Genomic DNA, 23,315 nt, shown 5'->3' with positions numbered 1-23,315 from the left:
CCGCGAACGTCTGGAGTTGTACACATGATCGAGTCCAATCGGGCGCCTGCCGCGCCCCTTACCCCCGTGAAGCAGGCGCTGCTGAAGATAGACGCGCTGCAACGCGAACTCGCGCAGACGCGCAGCGCGATGAACGAGCCGATCGCCATCGTCGGCATGGGCTGCCGCCTGCCCGGCGGCGCGGATTCCGCCGACGCGCTCTGGTCGATGCTCGCGGCCGGCACCGACGCCGTCGGCCCCGTGCCTGCCGACCGATGGACCGATGCGGTCTACGATCCGCGGCCGGGCCGTCGCGACACGAGCTACAGCAGGCATGGCGGGTTCATCGACGACGTCGATCGTTTCGACGCGGGATTCTTCGGCGTGTCGGAGCGCGAGGCCCCGCACATCGATCCGCAGCAGCGGCTGCTGCTCGAATGCACGTGGCGTGCACTCGAAGACGCCGGCTTTTCGCGAGAAACGATCGCGTCGTACCGAACCGGCGTGTTCGTCGGCTCGTCGGTCGACGACTACGCGCGTGTCAGCGAGAGCGTGTCGGGCGACGCGCTCAGCTATGCGCAGACGTCGCTCGGGACCGCGCGGCCGTTCGCGGCCGGACGCATTTCCTATCTGTTCGGATTTCATGGCCCGGCGCTGCATCTCGACACCGCGTGCTCGTCGTCGCTCGTCGCCGTTCATCTGGCGTGCCACAGCCTGCGCACCCGCGAGTCCGATGTCGCATTCGCGGGCGGCGTCAACCTGATGCTGTCGCCGGAGATGACGATCGCGCTGAGCGAGCTTCAGGCGCTGTCGCCGAGCGGTCGCTGCCGGACCTTCGACGCGGCCGCCGACGGCTACGTGCGCGGCGAAGGCTGCGGCGTCGTCACGCTGATGCGGCTGTCCGACGCGCGCGCGCAGGGCAGGCCGATCCGGGCGGTGATCCGCGGCTCCGCCGTCAATCACGACGGGCGCAGCAACGGGATGACGGCACCGAACGGCCGTGCGCAACGCGACGTGATCCGCGAGGCGCTCGAGCACGCCGGCGTATCGCCGGCCGACGTCGATTACGTCGAGGCGCACGGCACCGGCACGCCGCTCGGCGATCCGATCGAGCTGCGTGCGCTCGAGGACGTGTACTGCCGAGATGCGAATCGCACCGGCGACCTGTACGTCGGCAGCATCAAGACGAATATCGGGCACCTCGAGTCGGCCGCCGCGGTCGCCGGGCTGATGAAGGTCGTTTGCGCGCTGCAAAAGGGCGAACTGCCGCGGCACCTGCATTTCGATACGCCGACCGCGCACGTCGACTGGCATGCCAACCGCATTCGCGTCGCGACCGAGCATGCGGCATGGCCGTCGTCGCGACCGGGCCGGCGCGTGGCGGCGATCAGCTCGTTCGGCATGAGCGGCACGAACGCGCATCTGATCGTCGAGGCGTGGGAGGAGGCGCGCGCCGCGGAACCCGATGCGGACGTCGCGCCAGCCGGGCACGCGCGTCACGACATCTGGCCGTTGTCCGCACACACGGCGCCGATGCTGAAGCAGACGATCGAAGACTGCGCGGCGCACGTGCGGGCACACGCATCGTTGGCGCCCGACGCGGTGGCCAGCGCGCTGCGCGTCGCGCGCGACAGTCATCGACATCGCGTGGCGATCGTCGCGGATTCTCGCGACGCGCTGCTCGATGCGCTGTCGGACGCGGCGCGGGCCACGGCCGTCTTGGGCGGGCAGCCCGGCGGCGCGCGCGACCGCCTTGCGTTCCTGTTTACCGGCCAGGGCGCGCAGCGCGCCGGGATGGCTCGGCAGCTCTATCGGGATTTCGCGCCGTTTCGCGACGTATTCGACGCGTGCGACGGTCATATCGAGGCGCAAGGAGAACTGTCGCTCGCGGACGTGCTGTGGGGCGACCATCAGGACCGGATAGACGATACGCGTCACACGCAGCCGGCGATGTTCGCGCTCGAAGTCGCGCTCGCGCGCTTGTGGATGCACTGGGGCGTCGTGCCTGACGTCGTGATGGGCCACAGCATCGGCGAGTACGCGGCTGCGTGCATCGCCGGCGTGTTCTCGATCGAGGACGGCTGCCGCCTCGTGGCGGCGCGCGGGCGCTTGATGGATACGCTCACCGCGCCGGGCCGCGCGCTCGCGGTGTTCGCCAGCGTGCGTCACGTCGCCGATGCCGTGCGCGACTACCCCGGACGGGTCGCGATCGCCGCGGACAACGCACCGGAGAGCGTGTTGGTGTCGGGCGACCCGGACGCCATCGAATCGATCGCGCGGCTGTTCGCGTCGCGCGGCATCGCGACGAAGGCGCTGGCGGCATCGCGCGCATTCCATTCGCCGCTGATGGAGCCGATGCTGGCCGAATTCGGCGCGGTCGCCGCGACCGTGCGGTATCGCGCGCCGGCGATTCCGATCGTGTCCAACGTGACGGGGCGATTCGAGGTCGAGCGCCTGTGCGACCCCGCGTACTGGGTCGAGCACGTCCGGGCCACGGTGGCCTTCCGCGCGGGTGTCGGCGCGCTCCTCGACGACAAGGTGACGACGCTCGTCGAGATCGGGCCCGGCAAGACGCTGTCGAGCCTCGTCACCGCATGCATGGCGGAGCGGGCAGACCGTGACAACGTGATCGCGCTGCCGTCGATGAACAGCGACGGGCGCGAGACCGAGCAGTTGTTGCGCGCATTGGGCCATGTCTACATGTGCGGCCGTCGTGTCGACTGGCACGCATACGAGCGCTCCCGCACCGGTGTGCCGATGCGGCAGGCCGCGCGCCGCGGCGTGCTGCCGCCGTACCCGCTCGAAGCATCCCGTTACTGGGTAAATGCGCGGGAGCCGGCGCAGCGGGCGCACGTGCTGACGCGCGCGGCCGACCCGCGTCGGGCCGCCGATCGCGGCGTGCTGGGCCGGCGCCTCGCGATCCCGGGATCGGACCCGCGTCGCTACGAGAGCCAGGTGTCCGATCGGCATCTGCCGTTTCTGGGCGGGCACCGGGTGCATGGGCAACTCGTTTTCCCGGCGGCAGGGTTCGTCGAGGCGCTGCTCGATGCCGCATCGCGGCGCGATGGCGCCGACGCGGCAGCCGCGGCCGGCCGCTGGCTCGTCGCGCAAGCGGTGTCGTTCGATCACGCGCTCACGCTGGAGCCGGGCAAGGCGGTGACGTTCGGCACCGTCGTGCACGCGGCCGGTGCCGAACAGCCGGGCGACGAAGGCGCGCGGATCGACATTCACGCGTGTCACGACACGGCCGCCGCCGAGCCCGAATGGACGCTGCAATGCGCCGCGCGGATCGGGACGGCGCACGTCGTCCCCGACGTGCCGGCGCTCGACGCATGGCGCGCGCAATGCCGCGACGCGTTGCCCGTCGACGGCTTCTACGCGCGCTTGCATGCGACCGGCCTCGCGTATGGCGGCGCGTTTCGCTCGATTCGCGCGCTGTCGCGAGGCGGCGATGCGGCGCTGGTTCGAATCGACATGGAGCCGGATGGCACGGACGACCTCGTCCGCATCGTTCATCCGGCGCTGCTCGACAATGCGTTTCAGGCCGTCGCGGGCGCGCTGTGGGATGCGGAGCTGAACACCGCCTTCGTGCCGATCGGCATCGAACGGATCGCCTGCTTGCCGATGCCCGGCGTGCGGGCGGCGTGGTGCGCGGTGCGAGCCCGGGTGAAGCGAAGCCTGGCCACCGCGGATCTCTGGTTATACGACGACGCGGGCTGCTGCGTCGCCGTCGTCTCCGGACTGCGGCTGATGGCCGTCGACCCGCGCCGATTTCAACCGGCCGCGCGGCCTGTCGCGCTGAACACGCTCGTCTGGCGCCCGCTTGCGCTCACGCATGAAGCGGCCGGCGCACGCGCGAACGTCGTGCTGATCGGCAACGGTTCCGCGCTGGATGCGATGCTGCCGCGTGCATGTGAAGGCGCCGGCGACGCATGTGCGATCGCGGCGCTGCCGGCCAACGACTCGTTCGACGGCGAGGACGGCGCCCGGCGCATTCGCGCCGCGCTCGACGAGGCGCTCGCAGGCCTGGATGCGCGACCCACCGTGCTGCTCTACACGTGGCCGTCAATCGACGATGCGACATCGGAAGACGAGCTCGCCGCTGTCGGCGCGGCTTACCGGCGCTTCGCGAACGTCTGGCGCGAAGTGCAGTCGGCCCGCTGGCCGGACGGCCCGCCGACCGTATGCATCGTGACCCAGGCGGCGCAGCGCGTGCCGGGTATCGACGTGCGCGTGTCGCCGTTTCAGGCGGCCGCCTGGGGCATCGCCCGCAGCCTGATGCACGAGAGCGGCGACATGCCGGTGTTGGCGGTCGATCTGCCGGCGCCGGATGCGACGTCGTGCGCGAGCGCGCTGGCTGCGCTGGCGGGCGCCGCGCAGAGCGGCGAGACGCAGTTCGTGTCGCATGGCGACGCCGTATACGTCCCGCGGCTCGTCGCACGCGACGCCGGCGCGGCGCAACCGCTCGCGCGCGGCGCCTATCTGGTGACGGGCGGCCGCGGTGCGATCGGCACGCGGGTGATCGAACAGTTGATCCGCAACGGCGTGCCGAAGATCGTGTCGGCCAGCCGTCAGTTGCCCGCCGACAGCGAACGCGCACGGCTGGCCTCGATCGCCGATGCGCACGGCACGATCGTCGAATTCGTGGCGGCCGACGTAGCCGCGGCCGCCGACGTGCACGCGCTCGTCCATGCGCTCGAGGCGGATTCCGCGCATCCGCTCGTGGGCGTCCTGCATGCGGCGGGCATGCTGGATGACGGCCTGCTTGCCACCCAGCCGATGACCGACGTATTGAAGGTGCTCGCGCCGAAAGTCGCGGGAACGTTGAATCTGCATCGCGCGACCGCGCATCTGCCGCTTCGGCACTTCGTATCGTTTTCGTCGATCGTGGCCTGCATCGGCTCGCCGGGACAATGTGCGTACGCCGCCGCGAACGCCTACGTGGACGCGCTGACGGCGTTGCGCAACCAGGACGGCCTGCCCGGACACACGATGAACTGGGGCCTGTGGGGCGGCAACGGGATGGTCGATCAGCTCGACGCGCGGCAACTGCGCCGCATCGCATCGTTCGGCCTCGAGCCGATCGAGCCGGACGTCGCCTTGCGCCTGTTCGACACGCTGGTGGCCGAGCCCGACGGGCAGACGCAGATCTGGAGCGTGGACGTCGATACGTTGATCAAGCGCAGCCCGAGCCGGGCGATGGGGACGCTGTTGTCCGCGCTCGTGCCGCCGGCGCCCCCGGCGAATCGCCCGGCCGGTGCCGGCCCGGACTTGCGCGAGCGCATCGCGGGGTTGCCGGACGACGCGCGCATGCAGGTGCTGCGCGGACACCTGACCGATGCGATCGCCGCGACCCTGCATACGTCGACCGAGCGGATCGCGCCGGATATCCCGCTGATCGAGCTCGGGCTCGATTCGCTGATGGCCGCGGAATTCCGCAATGCATTGCGCGGCGAGCTGGGCGTCGACGTCCCGTTCGGACGATTGCTCGAAGGCGCGACCATCGACGACGTCGTGCGCACGATCGTGGCGACGCTCGATCGCGGCGAGCCGCGGGCGCTCGATGGCACATCGCCGCCGCGCGCCGCGGACCGGATCGACGTGGTGTCCGCAGAAGCGACGTTCGGCGTGGAAATGGAAGGAGGAGAGCTGTGAGCTCGATCGAATTCATCAACGAACTGGCCGGGCGCGGAATCGAGCTGTGGACCCAGGACGGCAAGCTGCAATACAAGGCGCCGAAGGGCGCCGTGACACCTTCGCTCGTCGACGAGCTGAAGACCCACAAGGCGACGCTCATCGCGCTGCTCGAGCAGTTTGCGGGAACGGCGGGCACCTACCCGCTTTCGTTTGCGCAGAAGTCGCTCTGGTCGCTCCATCAGCTCAATCCCGACAGCGCGGCATACAACGTGACATACGCGACGCGTCTCGACGACGACGTCGACCTATCCGCGCTGCGCCGCTGCGTCGACTATCTGATCGCGCGCCACCCGATCCTGCGCACCGCGTACCGCGTGATCGACGGCGAGCCGCGTCAGCAGGTAGGGTCGCAAGCGCGCGCCCAGTTCTCGGTCGATCGCGTGTTCGTGGCCGACGAAGCCGCGATCCGCCGGTGGATCGACGAAGAGTCGAATCGCCCGTTCGACCTGACGCAGTCGCCGATCCGCCTCAAGCTGCTGCTGAACGAACACGACGGCGCCGACGCGATTCGCGTGGTGCTGCTGTTGAACGTTCACCACATCGCCGCCGATTTCTGGTCGCTCGAGATCCTGCTCAACGAGCTGCGCGCGCTTTACCGGCTCGCCTGCGCGGGGGAGCCGCTGAAGTTGCCGCCTCTGCCGGTGCAGTACAAGGATTGTGTCGAACACGAGCGCGCGCGGCTCGACGGGGCGGACGGCGAGCATCTCGCGGCGTTCTGGCGGCGCGAGCTGGCACACGGATTTCCGGTGTTGAGCCTGGCGACCGACCGGTTGCGCCCGCCGCGCAAAACCGAGCATGGCCGCATCTACGACCGGCCGCTCGGAGTGGCGCTTTCGCATCAGGTGCGCGACACGGCCAGGCTGCTGCGGGTGACGCCGTACATGCTGCTGCTCGCCGTCTATCAATTGCACCTTCACCTTCATACCGGGCAGGCGCGATTGATGATCGGCGCACCGACTTCCGGGCGCAATGCGCCGGGCAGCGAAAGCGTGGTCGGTCATTTCGTGAACACGGTCGTGCTCGCGTGCGAAGTCCGGCCCGAGGATTCGTTCGACGCGCTGCTGCGACGCACGCGCGACATGATGCTGCGCGTGCTCGATCACCAGGATTATCCGTTTCCGCTGCTGGTCGATGCACTGCGTCCGGCGCGCGATCCGAGCCGATCGCCGATCTACCAGGTGATGTACAACTGGAACCAGGCTCGCGGCGATTTCGCCGCCGAAGGCGGGAGCGGCGCGCCGTTCTATCGCGAACGCCTCGCCGCATCGAGCACCGGTACGCGCGGAGCGACACACGACCTGACGCTCAACGTGCAGGATCTCGGCGACGACTATCTGACCGCCTGGACGTTCAATACGGATCTGTTCGACATCGGAACGATCGAGCGATTCGCGAGCCAGTATGCGCACCTCGTGGGACAGGTGGTGGCCGACGCGAGCCGTCCTTTGCACCAGTACGCGCTCGCGGCCGAGCCTATTGACGATGCGCGAAACCGCATTGCCGCGGCCGATGCGTTCGTCGGCCGCGCCGGTTGCGCCGAATCCGATATGACGCAGGATGCATCGCGCGTGGTCTGGCAATTCGACGATCGCGCGATCCGCCACGGCGAGATTCACGATGCGGTTCGCGCCGTTCGTGCGCAACTGGATGCCGCCGGGATCGGTGTCGGCAAACGCGTCGAGCTCCGGATGCGCAGTGTCGCCGAGCGCGCGGTCGCGTTGCTCGCCATCCGCGCCGTCGGCGCGTGCCATACCGTGTCGGGCGACACGGCCGACGCCGTGTGCCGCGGGCGTGGCGACGGCTGGTCCGGGTGGGAGATCGACGCGATCGACGTGGTGCATGCGCGCGATGTCGCCGCGCGTGGCGACGGCGTTGCCGCGGGCGAAGCGTCGGCGGTCGAGCCGCTGCTCGACTATGTCGGTCGACTGCTCCATCTCGACGCCCACGCAACGGTGCTCGTTCCGCATGGCGCGCATGGCGGGCTGTCGGCAGTGGCGCTGGCCCGGGCCGTGGTGGTCGGCGGCGCGGCGCGACTGTCCGGGCGGGCGTCGATCGAAGCGCTTGCTTCTGGCGATCCGGCGGTCGCGAAGATCGCGTACGCCGAACTCGACCGCTTGCTCGCGGACGGCCCGTCGCTCATCCTGCCGTCGCTTCTGTTGCAGCGTGCCGATGTTGCCGGCATCGGGCGAGCACGCGCGCTCGTGGCTTACGGCGAGCATCCGCACTCGTTGACGTCGTTCGCCGCAACCAGCCGGGCACCCACAGCGGCGTACTTCGTCCCGGTGCGGTGCGCGGACGCCGGTTCGGCGCTGTGCGCGTTCGCGGCGGGGCCGGCAGGCTGGCAATTGCTGGCGCCGTCGTATCCGGGGCGCATTGCGTTCGCGCTCGGCGCGTCCGGTACGTTCGCCGACGATCGTCAGGCCGGAACACTGCATTTCTTCGACGGCGCGTCCGTCCGCGCGTCGGTTGGGGGAGCTTCAATCGAAACCGCGCCACCGGACCGGATGCTGATACCCACCGGCGTGCCGGTCGTCCGCCGCGGCGACGCCCTGCTGTGCGCGGATCCTTCGCTACGGGTCGCGCATCACCGGCCCGTGCCTATCGAGATCGGCACGGTCGAGCAGGCCATCTCCGCGGTCCCCGGCGTGGCCGCCGTCGCATGCGCGTGCGTCGTTCAGGACACACAGGAAATGCTGGTCGCCTATCTCGTCGCGGATGATGGCCACGCGGATGCGCATGCACTCGAAAACGCGGTTCGTTCGGCATTGAAGCATGCGTTGCCGGATTCGATGCACCCTGACGCGATCATGGTGCTCGACCGGCTGCCGCTCGACGCGGGCGGCGCACTCGATGCAAGCGTGCTTCCGCCGCCTCGCGCGCGCGAGCGGGGCGACCGTAGCGCGTCGACCGACATCGAACGCAAACTCGCCGCGATCTGGGCCGACGTTCTCGGCCAGCCGTCGGTCGGCGTCGATCAGGACTTCTTCGAATTGGGCGGCGATTCGATTCTCGCCGCGGTCATCGTATCGCGGGCCGCGCTCGACGGCATGTACTTGAAGCCGCAGGACATCTTCCTGCATACGACCGTGGCGGGTCTGGCGACGGTGGTGCGCGAGACGCCGGGTCTCGACGTCGATCAGGGGCCCGTGCATGGCGAGACGGTGCTCGGTCCGGCGGCGCAATGGTTCGTCGAGCGCGTCGACGTCGATCGGTCGCACTTCAACCAGGCGCTGCTCGTTCCGCTCGGGGAGACGCCCGACGCGAACATCATGGCCGAGGCGCTCCGCGTCGTCGTGCGCCATCACGACGTGCTGCGCTCCCGTTTCGTCGCGCACGGCGACGGGATGCGGCACGCGTTTGCCGGCGACAGCGGCGCCGAGACCGTCGATTTTGCGATCGTTCCGTGTATCGACTCGGCCGGCCGGCATTGCGAACGCACGTGGCGCGCGGCGATCGACGCGGCGCAGAGCGGCCTCGACCTCGAGGGCGGCCGGCTCATGGCGGTCAGATGGCTCGAAAGCACCGGCGTGTCGAGCAGCCGGCTACTGATCGTCGTCCATCACATGGCGATCGACGGCGTGTCCTGGAGCATCCTGCTGCAGGATCTGGCCGATTGCTATCTGCGGCTGCGTGCCCGCACGGCGGCGGCGTTGCCGCCGAAGACGACCTCCGTGAAAGCATGGGTCGACCAGTGGCTTGCCCTGGCGCAGGGCGATGCGCTCGACGACGATCGTCGCTACTGGCGAAGCGTGAACGCACGGGTGCGCGACGTGCTGGCCGGGCCGAAGCGAGTCGCGCTGATGCGTCACGGGCTGACCTCGATCGTTCAGCATGCTTATCAGGAATCGTCGCTCAGTTGCGCGATCACGCTCGATGCGGATCTGACGCACGCGTTCCGAACCACGGCGCCGCGTGCCTATGGAACCGACGCCAACGATCTGCTCATTGCCGCGCTGCACGCGGGCTTTCATGCATGGAGCGGCTGCGACGCGCTGCTGGTGGACGTCGAGGGGCACGGCCGGGACGCACTCGGCGACGCGGTCGACCTGAGCCGCACGATCGGCTGGTTCACGTCGATCTATCCGGTACTGATCGACACGCCGGCTACGGTCGCGGATCCGTCGAGGCTCATCAAGTCGGTCAAGGCACGACTGCGCGAGGTGCCGCGCAAGGGCGCGAGCTATGGCGTGCTCCGCTATCTCGACACGAAGCCGCAGGCTGGCGACGAGGCACTGACGTCGTTTCCGCGGGCGCCGATCCTGTTTACCTACCTCGGTCAACTGGAGCAATTGTCGGGGCCGTCGTCGCCGTTGTACGGCGGGCCGCCCGAACCGGCGCCCGGCATCCGCAGCCCGCGCCAGCGGCGCACGCACCTGCTGGACATCGTCGCGTACGTGTCGCGCGGCAGGTTGACCGTGGAGGCCGGCTTCTTCGGGGTGCCGGGCGTCGACGAAAGCATCGGCTGTCTCATGTGCCGCGTCGAGGAGGCGCTGACGACGCTGATTCGTCATTGCAGCGCCGACGGGGTGGGCGGCCTGACACCCGACGACGTTCCTCAACTCGATGTCGACCAGGATGCGCTTGACGCGCTGTTGAATGAAATCGACGCACTCGAGCGCTGAACGAGGCGGCGCGCGATACCGCGCGTTCGTCGAGCATGACCGCAACAGGAACTCAGGATGACCCGAAACGTCGACACGATTTACCCGCTCACGCCTCTTCAGCGAGGCATGCTCCACCATTCGCGACTCGATCCGGCCTCCGGCGTCTACGTCGAGCAATTTTCCTGCGTGCTGCACGGCTCGCTGGACCTCGAGCGATTCCGCGGCGCGTGGGAGACGGTCGTGCATCGCCACGACACACTCAAGACCTTGTTCATTCGCCTGCATGAAGAGCAACCGTTGCAGGTCGTCCGGCATACGGTCGGATTGCCGTTCGAGGTGATCGACTGGCGCGATCGGGCGGCCGACGAGCAAGCCGACCGATTCGAACAGTTGCTGGCGAGCGATCGTGCGCGCGGCTTCGATTTCAGCGTCGCGCCGCTGATGCGCGTCACGCTGATCCAGCTCGGTCACGAGCGGCATCGATTCCTCTGGACCTATCACCACGCGATCCTCGACGGCTGGTCGATGCCCTTGCTGCTCGGCGAGGTCTTTCAGCGTTATTCACGCCCCGACGCACCGCTTCCAGCGATCTCGCGCGACTATCGCGACTACGTTGCGTGGCTGCGCACACGGGATGGCGACGGTTCGCTCGACTATTGGCGCGATCTGTTGCGCGGCTATCGCACGCCGGCGGGATTCGCGCCGTCGGTATTTCCGGCGCCGGCAAGCGATGCCGCAGCCGGCGCCGAGGCGCGCCGCACGCGCTCGACGCGGGTCGAGACGATGCCGGCCGAATGGATGGAGACGGCCGGCCGGGCATGCCGCGTCGCCCGCGTGACGCTCAATACGCTGTGCCAGGGGGCGTGGGCGATGCTGCTCGCGCGCTACGGCGGCTGCAACGACGTCGTCGGCGGCATCGTCGTATCGGGGCGTGCCGCGGAGGTGGACGGCATCGAACGCATGGCCGGCTTGTTCATCAACACGCTTCCGTGGCGCGCGACGCTCGACGGCGAGCTCGATATGGCCGACTGGTTGCGACGCTTGCAGGCCGATACGCAACGGCTGGAACAGCATGCGCACAGCGCACTCACCGACGTATTGAAATGCAGCGAAGTGCCGCGCCAGCAATCGCTCTTCGACACGCTCTACGTATTCGAAAATTATCCGGGCCGCGATGCGTTCGATCGGCTCGCCGCGAGTTGCGGGTGGCGGATCGACGACCCGCGTGCCGTCGAGGAAACGAGTTACGCATTGGCGCTCGTCGTATTGCCGACGGATACGCTGACGTTCCAGTTGACCTACGATACGGCCCGATTCGATGCGGCGTTCATTGAGCGCATGGCTGCGCAATACCGCGGGCTACTTCAAATCCTGGTCGGCGCGACCCCGCGAAAAGTGGGCGATCTCGTGCTCGATGCAGGATCGTCGACGGGGGCCGGCAGGGCGTCCGACGCATCCGAACATGCGTCGATCGGCGGCGCGACGTTGTCGGCGCGGATTGCCGCGCATGCCGCTCGCGCGCCGGACCAAATCGCCTTTTCCCGGCTGGACGGCCGTCAGTCGCCGGTCGGCGCGCACGGCGTCACCTATGGAATGATCGCCGATCGCGTGCAGCGCGCCGTTCGCCAATGGCGGCGTTTCGGCTATCGGCCGGGCGAGCGCGTGCTGATCGCATGCGACGACCCCGTCTCCGGGCTGGTGTTGCTGTTGTCCGGGCTGACGTATGGCGTCGATTGCGTGATGACCGACCCGAACCTGCCGTCGTCCGCGTTCGATGCGGTCGTCGATGGCGGTTGGTCGCCGGAACCGCTGCGAAGCTGTGTGACGACCGCGCAGCATACGCCGTTGACCGGTGTGATGTGTTACGTCTTCGACGAGCAGGACCCGATGTACGGGCAAATCGACGGTACGCGCGACGATCATTCGGATCCGGTGCAGGGCGCCTGTTCGTTGCTGCGGCGCGATGTCGATGGCGACTGGCGCGTCATCCGTTATACGCACGCACAACTGATCGAAGCCGCGCGCGCGTTCGAACGGACGTTACCGGGCGGCACGTCGCGCGATGTCGCGTTGGGCGAGGGGCCGCTGTCCCATACGGCATTGTGGGCGGTACTGGGCGCGCTGAGCGCCGGGCTGTCGGTGCATCAGCTCGCAAGCGCCGGCGATCCCGCGTTTCTGCCGCGAGCGGCGTCTCCGGATGCGCACTGGCACGGTATCGTCCTGAGTCCGGAGGCGACGCGTCACATCGTCCGCGCATCCTCCGCCCTGTCGGCCGGCGCGCTTCGCACCGACTGGGTCATGGCCGACGCACGCTCGCTGACGCGTGCGGACGCCGCGCGACTCGCCGAGCTCGCACCCCGCGCGCAACGCTTCCGGCAATTGTGCTGGCCCGCGTGGTCGCTTCCGCATGCGGTTTCATCGGCCGACGAATTCGATCGCTTCGAATCGGGCGTGGTGTCGGCGGACGAATCGGTGTTCGTCGCCGACACCCATTTGAACCGGGCCGGTACGGACGCGCTCGGTACGCTCGTCGTCTCGGGGCATTCGGTACCCGATCTGATGTTGCGCAACGGCAAGCCGGACCGTGGCAGCCTGACCGTCACGCGCGACGGTACGTGGCTGCGCACGACGCTTGGCGCGTGGCGGACGGAGCGCGGCTGTCATACGTGGCTGCCCGACCGGAGCGCATGCTCCGAAGAATGGACGGCGGACTGGCTGGATGTCGAAGCCGACATTGCACGGCGCGCGGGTGTCGACGAGGTCGCGCTCGTGGAGCGGATCGCCGAAAGCGGAGAATGGGACTATGCGCTTTTTCATCAGGACGCGACGGCCGACGCCGCGGACATCGCGCGCCGGCTGGCCGGACAGCGCGGCGTGCCGGCACTGTCGGCCGGCGCGATCGTCGCGCTCGCCGCTTTGCCGCGTTCCGCGACAGGAAGGATCGACCGCGTCCGGCTCCTGTCCGGCGACGTCGAGGTGCGCAAGCACGATCGCCATGCGGCGCCTCGCGACATGGTGGAAACGGCGATTCACGAAATCTGGTGCGGGTTGCTCAAGCAGCAACGCATCGGCATTCACGACAATTACTTCGATCTCGGCGGGGATTCGCTGCAGGCAACCGTGATGCTGTATCAGATCGGCGAGCGGCTTCAGCATGCGATCGACATGGAAGCGCTGCTCGCCGCGCCGACGATCGCCGGTCTGGCTGCCAGTATCGCGAGCGGCAATGTGCGTCGCGATATGGCGATCGTCGATTTGCCGGGTGAAGCCCGGCTCGACCCGGCAATCGAGACACGGCAGCCGTATTCGTGGCGCCCTTATCGCACGGTGCTGCTCACCGGTGCGACGGGATTCCTTGGCGTGCACCTGCTTCATACGCTGCTCGCGACGACCGATGCACGCGTGATGTGCCTGGTTCGCGCCGACGAGCCAGCGGCGGGCGTACGGCGCATCGAGGCCGCGATGCAGTCGCATGGCTTGTGGGAAGCGCGGCACCGCGATCGGATCGTCGCCGTGCCGGGTGACCTTGCCGAGCCGAACCTCGGTTTGTCGGCGGCGGCATTCGACGCGCTCGCCGCTGAAATCGACGCGATCTACCACAACGGGGCGTTGGTCAACTTCGTTTATCCGTACGCGACGCTGAAGCAGGTCAACGTGCTGGCGACCCAGGACATCGTCAGGCTGGCGAGCCTGCATCGAGTGGCGCCGATTCACTACGTGTCCACCGTCGGCACGCTCGACCGTTATTCGGATGCGTTGCCGGAAACGCTCGCCGTGCCGTTCCACGGACACCTGACGAGTGGCTACGAACAGAGCAAATGGGTCGCCGAGCAATTGCTCGCGCAGGCGCACGCGCGCGGCGTTCCCGTCACGGTATATCGTCCGGCGCGGATCGTCGGGCACGCGGTGAGCGGGCGGATGAACCTGGACGACCTGTTCTGCCGATTGATCAAGGGCATCATCGTGTTTGGAAAGGCGCCGCGCGACGTCGGGTTCGACAACATCCTTCCGGTCGACGTCGTCAGCCGGATCATCGTACGCGCGTCGCTCGACCCGACCGCCGCGGGGCAGGGCGTGCATGTGATCAACCCGCGCTGGAACTCGCTCGACGCACTGGTCGATTTCATCGAGGACGAAGGGTTCGCGATCGAACGCATGAGCTACGACGCGTGGCTCGCGGCGCTGGCGGAACATGTCCGGCAGGACCCGGCGCATCCGCTTTCGATGCTGATCCCGGTCCTCAGAAAATTGAACCCCGTTGCGGATCCGACGGTCGGGCGCATTCTTCCGATCGACGTCACCCAACTGAAGCGGCTCGCGGGTGACGTGCTCGCATCGAGCCTGCGTCCGGCAAACGACTGGTTGCGTACGTTCTTCGACTACTTTTACGAAGACGGTTTTCTCGAGCGCCCGCATGAAAGGCTGGTCACCGCATGACGGCCGGCTCGCCGGCGCGGCCGGGCGCAAGACGATAAGTTGAAGCCGGCGCCGTCGGGCCGCGACGAGCGATCCTCGTCGAATGGCGCGTGCCGGGAAGTATTGCATTCGATCCATCCCCGGATCGGGGCGCCCCCCTGCCCAATGCCCGCGCGCCATGCTTAAATAGCAGGGCTCCCGACAGCCGGCCGCCGCGATGGCGGCGCCGGCCGGCACGGGCCGGCATGTCCGATCGACACCGTGACGACAGACGATACGAAAACGCCGCTCCGGCCCGCCCGGCGCGGTCCGATAACATTCCGAGGCATCACGTCATGACCCTCCTGTTCCGTCTGCTCGCGCTCGCCTGCGCGCTCTGGCTGGCCGCCTGCGCGGCGCCGCCGTCGTCTGCGCCATCCTCGAGCGCCGCCGCGCCGGCCGCCGCACCGGACGCCGGCGAACGCCGCGGGCTCGGTACCGCGTGGGGCGAATCGGTGCGATCCGAAACCCGGCAGGTCGAATTCGAACGCGCGGATCCGGCGAATCCGACGGATCTCGCGTCGGTCTACTACAACGACGTGCTGCCCGGCCATCTTTCCGCGTCGCAGGTGCGCCGGCTGCCGACCCGCGTCGCACTCGCGAACGGCGACATCGCGCTGTCGTTTACCGACGAGAAGGGCGCGCCGCTGCGTCTCGCGCGCAGCAACGGCCGCTGGCACATGGCGGGCGTCGAGGGCTCGCGCTACATGATCGTGTTGCGCAACCAGGGGCGCCGCGCGTTCGAAGTCGTGTCGACGGTCGACGGGCTCGATGTGCGGTCGGGGCGGCCGGGCAGCTATACGAACGGCGGCTACGTGCTGTATCCGGGCCGTACGCTGACGATCGAAGGCTTTCGCAAGAGCCGCGACGAAGTCGCCGCGTTCCGCTTTGCGGCCGTGCCCGACAGCTATGTCGCGAACGCGAAGTACGGCGATGTCGCGAACGTCGGCGTGATCGGCGTCGCGCTGTTCGCGCAGAAGGAAAACGACGAGGACGCGCTGCGCCGCAATGCAAATCCGTTTCCCGGCAACGACAACGGCTATGCGCCGCCGCCCGTTCCGCGCGGCGAGTAACGGCATGTAGCCGGGCCCCCGCGGGCATCGCGCTGCCCGCGGGCGATCCCGTGGGTTTTCCTGCCGCCCGTTCCATGCCGTGCCGTTACCGTTTCGCTTCGCTCGAAACACGATCCGAAGCGCAATCGCCCCTACCGCACGATCGCGCGGCCACCGTTTCGTGAGCGGCCCGTTCCACGGCGCGCGGTTTTGCCGTCGCCCGCCCGTGCTGCGGCACAATGTCGGTTCGTGCCGGTATCGCGTGCTTGCCCACCATCCGGACCGACGCGGAACGGCATATCGCGACCCGCTTTCAGGTACCATCCCGACCCGCTTGCAACGGGCGGCATGATCCGGCCCGGCCGCCGCGCCGCATGTGTCGCATGTGTTGCGGCGGGCCCCGCGGCCGGCGGTACGACGATGGACGGGGCGAGCCCGTGCGAGCGTCGCCCCTTCGCCATGAAACAGAGGAACCTTCGTGAAGTTCATCCACGCGGCAGACATTCACCTTGACAGCCCGTTGCACGGCCTGAGCGCGTATCCCGACGCGCCGGCCGCGCAGTTGCGCAACGCGTCGCGCGAGGCGCTGCGGCAACTCGTGGATCGTGCGATCGAAGAGGAAGTCGCGTTCCTCGTGATCGCGGGCGACCTGTACGACGGCGACTGGAAGGATCACAACACGGGCATCTTCTTCGGCCAGCAGATGGGGCGCCTGCGCAGGGCCGGCATCCGCGCGTTCGTCCTCGGCGGCAACCACGATGCCGAAAGCGAGATGACGAAGAAGCTGACGCTGCCCGACAACGTCACCGTATTCGGCCACCGCAAGCCGGAGACCTTCACGCTGCCGGAATTCGACGTCGCGCTGCACGGGCAGAGCTTCAAGGACAAGGCCGTCGTCGACAATCTCGCGATCGGCTATCCGGACCCGGTGCCCGGGTACTACAACATCGGCGTGCTGCACACGGCGCTCGAAGGGTATGCGGCGCATGCGAACTACGCACCCTGCACGCTGGCCGAACTGCACGCGAAGGGTTACGACTACTGGGCGCTCGGCCACGTGCACGAATTCCAGCAATGGACGGGTCCGTCCACCGTCGTGTTTCCCGGCAACCTGCAGGGGCGCCATATCCGCGAGACGGGCCGGCGCGGCGCGGTGCTCGTGACGGTCGAGCCAGGCAGGACGCAGGTCGAGCGTCTGTATCTCGACGTGCTGCGCTGGGAAGCCGTGTCGGTCGATGCGTCCGATTGCCTGTCGGTGGCCGATCTGTCGAGAAAGATCGGCCAGTCGCTGGAGGCGCTGTTGACGGTCGACGGCCACGTGCCGCGCGCGGTGCGCGTCACCGTCACCGGGCGCACGCCCGCGCACGGCCTCTTTTTCGGCCGCGCGCCGCAGTTGCGTGCGGAGGTGCTGAACCAGATCGGCATCATCGGCAACGAGCGGCTGTGGCTGGAGAAGGTCCGGCTCGCGACGTCCGCCGCCGATCGGCAGCCGGGCGAAAGCGAGCCGCTCGAAGCGCTGGAGGACCTGAAGCAGATCCTGGCCGACGCCGCGCACGATCCGGATTTCCTCGCGCTGCTCGAACGCGACCTGAAGCCGTTCGTCGGCAAGGTCCGCAGCGACGTGAAGGAGGACGTACCGTTGCTGACGCTGGCGCGCGCGGGCGAACTGACGGCGCTGGTCGAGCAGGTCGGGCCCGCGTTGCTCGCGCGGCTGGCGAGGGGGGAGTAAGCGATGCGCATCCGCCAGCTCGATCTGATCAAGTACGGCAAGTTCACCGACGAGACGCTGCGTTTCCCGTCGGCCGGCGAGGATTTTCATGTGATCGTCGGACCGAACGAGGCCGGCAAGTCGACGATCCGCACGGCCGTGTCCGAGTTGCTGTTCGGGATGAAGCTGCAGACGCCGCTCGATTTCCTGCACAGCACGCCCGAACTGCGGATCGGCGGCGTGCTGGAGAGCGGTGCGGGCGAATTCGTGTTCCACCGCGCGCGCGGGCGCAGTCCGTTGCGCACGCCTGCCGACGACAAGCTGCCCGACGACTATCTGGCGTCGATTCTCGACGGCGCGACGCGCGAATTCTTCGAGCAGATGTTTGGGCTCGATCACGGGCGGCTGGTCGATGGCGGGCGCAGCATTCTCGACGCATCGGACAAGCTCGGCCAGGTCCTGTTCGAATCGGCTGCCGGCGTTGGCAGCCTCGGGCCGGTGCGCGAGGAGCTCGACGCGCGCGCGCTCGAATTGTGGGCGCCGCGCCGCAGCGGCAGCGCATTTGCGCTGGCCGAAACCGCATTCAACGAAGCCGTGACCGAACTGAAGGCGGTCCAGGTGCGCACGCGCGACTGGGTCGATCGCAAGGAAACGCGCGAAGCGGTCGAGCAGCAGATCGAGCAGGCGCGGGCGGAACAGCGCCTGCTCGAAGCGCTGCGCTCGAAGCTCGAACGCGTGCGGCGGCTCGCGCCGTACCTGAAGGAGCTGACGGTCAAGGATGCGGCGCTGGCCGAACTGGGCGCGGTGATCGAGTTGCCGCCGACCGCGTATGCGGATCTGCTGAAGGCGCAGGGCGATTTCGCGGCCGAGCAGAAGGTGCTCGAGGAGCGGCGGGCCGACCTCCTCGCGAAGCGGCAGGCGCGCGATGCGATCGCTGCGGACGCCGACACGCTGGCGCTCGAAGCCGATATCGAGGCGCTCGATCGGCTGCGCGCCGCGTGCACGAATCACGCGCAGGATCTGCTGTTGCTCGGCGCGGACGTCGAGCGGCACCTGTCCGCCGCGTTGTCGGCGGCCGCGCAGCTCGGCTGGCCGGCGGACGAAGCGTCGCTGCGCGCCGCGTTGCCGACGGCGCTGTCGCTGAAGACCGTCGCGAACCTGCTGCGCGAACACGGCGCGCTGCACCAGGCGCTCGCCGGCGCGCGCGAATCGCTCGACGAGCGCACACGCGAGCTGGCGCAGGTGCGGGAACAACAAGCGCGCCTGTCGACCGTCGACGTGCCGGAGGCGTTGCGCGCGGCGCTGGCCGATGCGCAGGGCTTTCGCAACAGCGGCGCGCGCGAGCAGGCGCTGGCGCATGAAATCGCGGCCGCCGAACGCGCGCTGGCCGGCGCGCTCGACGCGCTCGGCCAGTGGCGCATGCCGGTCGATGCGCTGCGTGCGCTCGACGTGCCGTCGGCGGCGCGGCTCGGCGCGCTGCTCAAGGAAGACAGCGAACGTGCCAGCGCGGCTGCTGCCGCGCGCGACGCGCGGGATGGCGCGCTCGAAGAGCTCGAACGGCTCGAACTGCAGGAGAAGCATTTCGCGGAGAACCACAAGGTCGTCACGACCGCCGACGTGCTGGCGGCGCGTGCGCGTCGCGACGGCGCGTGGGGCGATATTCGCAGCGGCGCCGTCGAGCTCGCCGCGGGCGCACCGGCGCTCGACGACGCGATGCGCCTTGCCGACGAGCTCGTCGATGCGCAACTCGGCGCGAGCCAGGCTGCGGCGACGCTGCAGTCGCTGCGCCAGCAGGTCGAATCGGCGCGGGCCGGCCTTGCACGCAGGCAGGCCGCGCTGGACGAACGCGAGCGCGAGCTCGCCGCGCATCGTGACGCATGGGCCGCGCTCGCGACGGCGGCCGCGGTGCCCGGCATGCCGCTGGCGGCGATGGGCGACTGGCTCGCGAAGCGCGATGCGGTGTTCGCCGCACAGGCCGATCTCGATCGGCAGCGCCGTGAATTCGACACGATGCGCGCTGCCCGCGCCGGCGCGGAAGCCGCGCTGCGTGCGGCGCTGTTAAAGGTATCGCGAGGCGGCGAGGCGGACGGGCTGGTCGCGCTCGTCGCCGTCGCCGAGACGTTCGTCCAGTCGGCCGAGAAAGCGGCCGCGCAGAAGGACAGCCTGGACGATCGTGCGCGGGAGGCCGAACGCGGGTGCGCGACCGCGCGTTCGCGGGTCGATCACGCGCAAACGGCTTACGACGCGTGGCAAGCGCAATGGCGCGACGCACTGGCCGACGCGAAACTGTCCGCGAGCGCGACGACGCTGGCCGCGGCGGAAGGTGCGCTCGGGCTTGCGAACACGGTGACGGCCGAACTGGCCGATGCAGACGCGCCGCGCAACCGGATCGCCGCGATCCGCGCGGAGCTGAACGCGCTCGAGGCCGGCGCACGGCGGCTTGCCGAAGCGCTCGCGCCGGAATGGCTGGCGAGCGGCGACTGGCTGGACGTGGCGCGCCGGCTGACGATGCGCCTCGCGGCCGCCAGGGAAATCGCCCGTGCGATCGATCGTGCCGACGAGGCCGTGCGGCAGGCCGACGGCAAGGTCGCGGACGCGGCTGCCGCGGTGGCCGGCGCCGACGCGCGCATCCAGCCGCTGCTGCAACTGGCCGGCGTCGCGTCGATCGACGCGGCGCTGCCGCTGGCCGAGCGCTCGGATCGCCAGCGCCAGCTTCGGCAGGCGGTCGATGCCGCGCACGACGCGCTGGTGCGCGACGGCGACGGGCTTTCCCGGTCCGCCGTCGAGGCCGAGGTGGCGGAACAGGACATTGCCGACGTGCCGGCGCATCTCGAAGCGGTGAAGCAGTCGCTGGCCGATATCGGCAAGCGGCTGAACGAGTTGGCGCAGCAGCAGGTCGTGGCCGACCAGGCGTTCGGCGCGATCGACGGCCAGGCGAGCGCGGCCGTCGCCGAGTCGAAACGGCAGGAGGCGCTGGCGGCGATGGGCGACGCGGCCGAACAGTATCTGGAAGCGGCCACGGCGAGCCGCTTGCTGAAGTGGGCGACGGATCGCTACCGCGACCAGAAGCAGGGGCCGATGCTTCGGCGCGCGGGCGAGATTTTCGCCGGGCTCACGCTGGGTGAATTCGCGAAGCTGACCGTCGATACCGAGCGGACGCCGCCCGCGCTGTATGCACGGCGCACGCGGGGAACGTCGGTCGAGGTCGCGGGGCTGAGCGAAGGGACGCGCGATCAGCTGTTCCTCGCGCTGCGGATCGCGGCGCTGGAGTTGCAGCTCGGCAGCCGCACGGCGCTGCCGTTCGTCGCCGACGATCTGTTCATCAATTTCGACGATGCGCGTGCGAGGGCGGGGCTCGAGGCGCTGCGCGATCTGTCGACGCGCACCCAGGTGCTGTTTCTGACGCACCACGACCACCTGTTGCCGCTCGTGAGGGACGTATTCGGCGCGCGCGTCAACGTGGTCGAGTTGCAGCGCGCGCCGGCCGGCGCGTGATGCGGGGCGCGTCGGAATACCCGCGCACGGGAACGGGCGTCGCGTACAGGTAGTATGAGCGGTTCCGAAACGCACGCGGCCGGTTCAACGGTCGCGGGTCTGGCCACACGAGGGGTGAGAATATGAAGAAGCTGGTAGCCGCGATTGCGTTCGCGGCGGACAAGCATCGCAATCAGCGACGCAAGGATGAAGAGGCGTCGCCGTACATCAATCATCCGATCGCGCTCGCCGACGTGCTGGCCAACGAGGCCGGCATCGAGGACGAGCGTGTGATCGTCGCGGCTGTGTTGCACGACACGGTCGAGGATACGGAGACGACCGAGCAGGAGTTGCTGCGGCTGTTCGGCAAGGACGTGGCGGACATCGTGATGGAAGTCACCGACGACAAGTCGCTGCCGAAGGACGAGCGCAAGCGTCTGCAGGTCGAGCACGCCGCCACCATCAGCCGGCGCGCGAAGCTCGTGAAGCTGGCCGACAAGATCTGCAACCTGCGCGACATCGCCCGGCATCCGCCCGCGGACTGGCCGCTCGAACGCAAGCAGGCGTACTTCGACTGGGCGAAGTCGGTCGTCGATCCGATGCGCGGCGTTCATCCCGGTCTCGAGGCGATCTTCGATGCCGCGTACGCCGCACGGCCGGCGGACTGAGGCGCGCGCATGCGATCGGCCCGATCCGCCGCACGGCAACCGGCCGCGGTGGCGGGTGTCGACGTCGGCGGCGACAGGAAGCTGTGCGATCTCGTGATCCTGCGTGGCTCGACGATCGTCTGCCAGGAAGCGCGCATCGCGCCCGAGTCGCTGCCTTCACTGTGCCTCGCCCATGATGTCGTCGCCGTCGGCGTCGACGCGCCCAGCCTGTGGTGGACGGGGAGCGGCCGCCGCGCGGCCGAACAGGCGCTCGCGCGCGAACGGATCTCGTGCTTTCCGACGCCGTCGCGGGAACAGGCCATCGCGAGCACGTCGGGCTTCTTCGACTGGATGTTCATGGGCGAGCGCGTCTACCGTGCACTCGCGCACGCCTATCCGTTACTGACCGAGGCGCGCTACGCGGGCGGGCGCGCGAGTTTCGAAACCTATCCGTATGCGATCACCTGCGCGATGCTGGGCAAGGCCGTGGCGTCGGCGAAGCAGAAGCGCAACCAGCGTCGGCAATTGCTGGAGCGGCTGGGGATCGATGTGTCGACGCTGCGTTCCGTCGATGCGCGAGACGCCGCCTTGTGCGCGTTGACGGCGCAATACGTGATCGACGGCAACGCGCATGCGTATGGCGATGCGGCGGGCGGTTATATCCGCGTGCCGATGATGAGCGAGACGATCGTGCTGGATGCGCCGTAGCGGCGACGCGCGGTTCCGGGCCAGGCGGCGAGCGCGGGGAAGCCGTTTCGTGCGGGAGGATGAGAACGGCTGTCGGCGGGCACGACGTGAAGCTCGTGCAGCGCGTGATTCCGGCTGAGCCTGCTTAATCCTCGAGGATGGATTTCGGCACGCTGGACAGGTCGCAGGCTTGGGCGTGCTCGAAGTAGCTGTCCGCATCGTCGATCATCACGACCGCGACGTCGATCAGTTCGTCCAGCCGTTGCAGCAGCGATTCCCGCCACTCGATGTCTTCGTCGCGCTCGGGCGCCTTGTCCAGCTGCTCGATGATCGAGTCGGCCGTTTGCAGGAATGGAATCGCCTGCTGATAGTTTTCGATCGAGACCAGCGCCGCATTGCGCGCGCCGACGAGCTGCTCGCGATACGTGTCCGCGAGTTCGGATTCGCCGCTGATGCGCGGCAACATGTCCGAGATGCGTTGCAGAAGCGGCGGGACTTGTTGTTCCAGCTGGATCGCACGCTCGCGCAGGGCTGCATATTCGTCGCGAAGGTCGGTGTCGCCGGGTTGAGTCGTGCTGTCCATCATCGATATGAGTGCGTGGTTCGGTCGCGGCATGATACTCGACCGCGCCAGGTTCCTCGCCCGTTCCGCCTCTTTCTATATACGGAAGGAAAGAGAGGTGTTCGTCATATCTTTGGAGGGCGGCGCGCGTTGTCCTTTCCGGCCCGTCGAGCCCAAGGCCTCCGTGCGCGACAGCGCACGGAGGCCTTTTCAAACTTTCTTCACAAAGAGCTTGCACGGATGGGGGCGGGTGCTTAGAATCACGCCTCTTTCGCGCTAACGGAAACGCGGCGCCGGAGGAAGGGAAGCGGTGCTGTTGGGGTTCGGTGGTAACGAGCCGCGGCGGCGCAGGAAGTTGAGCCCCGCAGTCGCAACGAAGTCGTTCAGAAAGTTGTTGACGAGCTGCGAAACACGGTTCATAATCTCGCTTCTCTGCTGCTGAAAACGCAG

The 23,315-nt window shown here is 68.6% G+C and carries 9 protein-coding genes; 8 read left to right on the top strand and 1 reads right to left on the bottom strand.

All coding sequences use genetic code 11. The features are described 5' to 3' along the window. Nucleotides 1–24 precede the first annotated feature (24 nt). The 8 genes from KPB06_RS03545 to KPB06_RS03510 all read left to right on the top strand — a co-directional run bounded on the left by KPB06_RS03545 (nucleotide 25) and on the right by KPB06_RS03510 (nucleotide 22,324). Nucleotides 25–5,634: a type I polyketide synthase gene (locus tag KPB06_RS03545; RefSeq protein ID WP_081075321.1), complete on the top strand. Its 5,610-nt coding sequence runs from the start codon at nucleotides 25–27 to the stop codon at nucleotides 5,632–5,634. Then, on the top strand, nucleotides 5,631–10,298 hold the full coding sequence (locus KPB06_RS03540; RefSeq protein ID WP_059608828.1) for a condensation domain-containing protein: 4,668 nt from the start codon (nucleotides 5,631–5,633) through the stop codon (nucleotides 10,296–10,298). The genes KPB06_RS03545 and KPB06_RS03540 overlap by 4 nt, the downstream gene beginning before the upstream one ends. 57 nt (nucleotides 10,299–10,355) lie before the next feature. Continuing rightward, a complete protein-coding gene (locus KPB06_RS03535) occupies nucleotides 10,356–14,717 on the top strand; it encodes a thioester reductase domain-containing protein (RefSeq protein WP_275905442.1) in 4,362 nt (1,453 codons plus the stop codon). A gap of 314 nt (nucleotides 14,718–15,031) precedes the next feature. After that, nucleotides 15,032–15,808 carry a hypothetical protein gene (locus KPB06_RS03530; RefSeq protein ID WP_059583826.1) on the top strand — a complete coding sequence of 259 codons (777 nt, stop codon included), beginning with the start codon at nucleotides 15,032–15,034 and terminating at the stop codon, nucleotides 15,806–15,808. Between the two features lie 457 nt (nucleotides 15,809–16,265). Then, the gene (locus KPB06_RS03525) at nucleotides 16,266–17,516 is read left to right on the top strand and encodes a metallophosphoesterase family protein (protein WP_059583824.1); all 1,251 of its coding nucleotides are present in this window, start codon (nucleotides 16,266–16,268) and stop codon (nucleotides 17,514–17,516) included. A 3-nt stretch (nucleotides 17,517–17,519) separates the two neighbouring features. Then, nucleotides 17,520–20,990, top strand: a complete 3,471-nt coding sequence (locus tag KPB06_RS03520) for an ATP-binding protein (protein WP_059583822.1) — start codon at nucleotides 17,520–17,522, stop codon at nucleotides 20,988–20,990. Nucleotides 20,991–21,112: 122 nt separating this feature from the next. After that, on the top strand, nucleotides 21,113–21,637 hold the full coding sequence (locus tag KPB06_RS03515; RefSeq protein ID WP_059583821.1) for an HD domain-containing protein: 525 nt from the start codon (nucleotides 21,113–21,115) through the stop codon (nucleotides 21,635–21,637). Nucleotides 21,638–21,646: 9 nt separating this feature from the next. Beyond that, nucleotides 21,647–22,324: a DUF429 domain-containing protein gene (locus KPB06_RS03510; protein ID WP_059583819.1), complete on the top strand. Its 678-nt coding sequence runs from the start codon at nucleotides 21,647–21,649 to the stop codon at nucleotides 22,322–22,324. A 124-nt stretch (nucleotides 22,325–22,448) separates the two neighbouring features. Here the strand turns inward: KPB06_RS03510 and KPB06_RS03505 are convergent, their stop codons facing one another. Next, a complete protein-coding gene (locus tag KPB06_RS03505) occupies nucleotides 22,449–22,919 on the bottom strand; it encodes a hypothetical protein (RefSeq protein WP_059583818.1) in 471 nt (156 codons plus the stop codon). Nucleotides 22,920–23,315: the final 396 nt, after the last annotated feature.

Origin of the sequence: Burkholderia semiarida (genome assembly GCF_029268935.1) — a bacterium.
In the GTDB taxonomy this organism is placed as follows: domain Bacteria; phylum Pseudomonadota; class Gammaproteobacteria; order Burkholderiales; family Burkholderiaceae; genus Burkholderia; species Burkholderia semiarida.
Note: the sequence above shows the minus strand (reverse complement) of the source record. Positions and strands in the feature narration are given on the sequence as shown.

What these genes read in the sequence shown, in the direction of transcription:
- KPB06_RS03520 (WP_059583822.1), top strand. Translation starts at nt 17,520, where the DNA reads ATGCGCATCCGCCAGCTCGATCTGATCAAGTACGGCAAGTTCACCGAC.
- KPB06_RS03545 (WP_081075321.1), top strand. Translation starts at nt 25, where the DNA reads ATGATCGAGTCCAATCGGGCGCCTGCCGCGCCCCTTACCCCCGTGAAG.
- KPB06_RS03510 (WP_059583819.1), top strand. Translation starts at nt 21,647, where the DNA reads ATGCGATCGGCCCGATCCGCCGCACGGCAACCGGCCGCGGTGGCGGGT.
- KPB06_RS03505 (WP_059583818.1), bottom strand. Translation starts at nt 22,919, where the DNA reads ATGCCGCGACCGAACCACGCACTCATATCGATGATGGACAGCACGACT.
- KPB06_RS03535 (WP_275905442.1), top strand. Translation starts at nt 10,356, where the DNA reads ATGACCCGAAACGTCGACACGATTTACCCGCTCACGCCTCTTCAGCGA.
- KPB06_RS03530 (WP_059583826.1), top strand. Translation starts at nt 15,032, where the DNA reads ATGACCCTCCTGTTCCGTCTGCTCGCGCTCGCCTGCGCGCTCTGGCTG.
- KPB06_RS03515 (WP_059583821.1), top strand. Translation starts at nt 21,113, where the DNA reads ATGAAGAAGCTGGTAGCCGCGATTGCGTTCGCGGCGGACAAGCATCGC.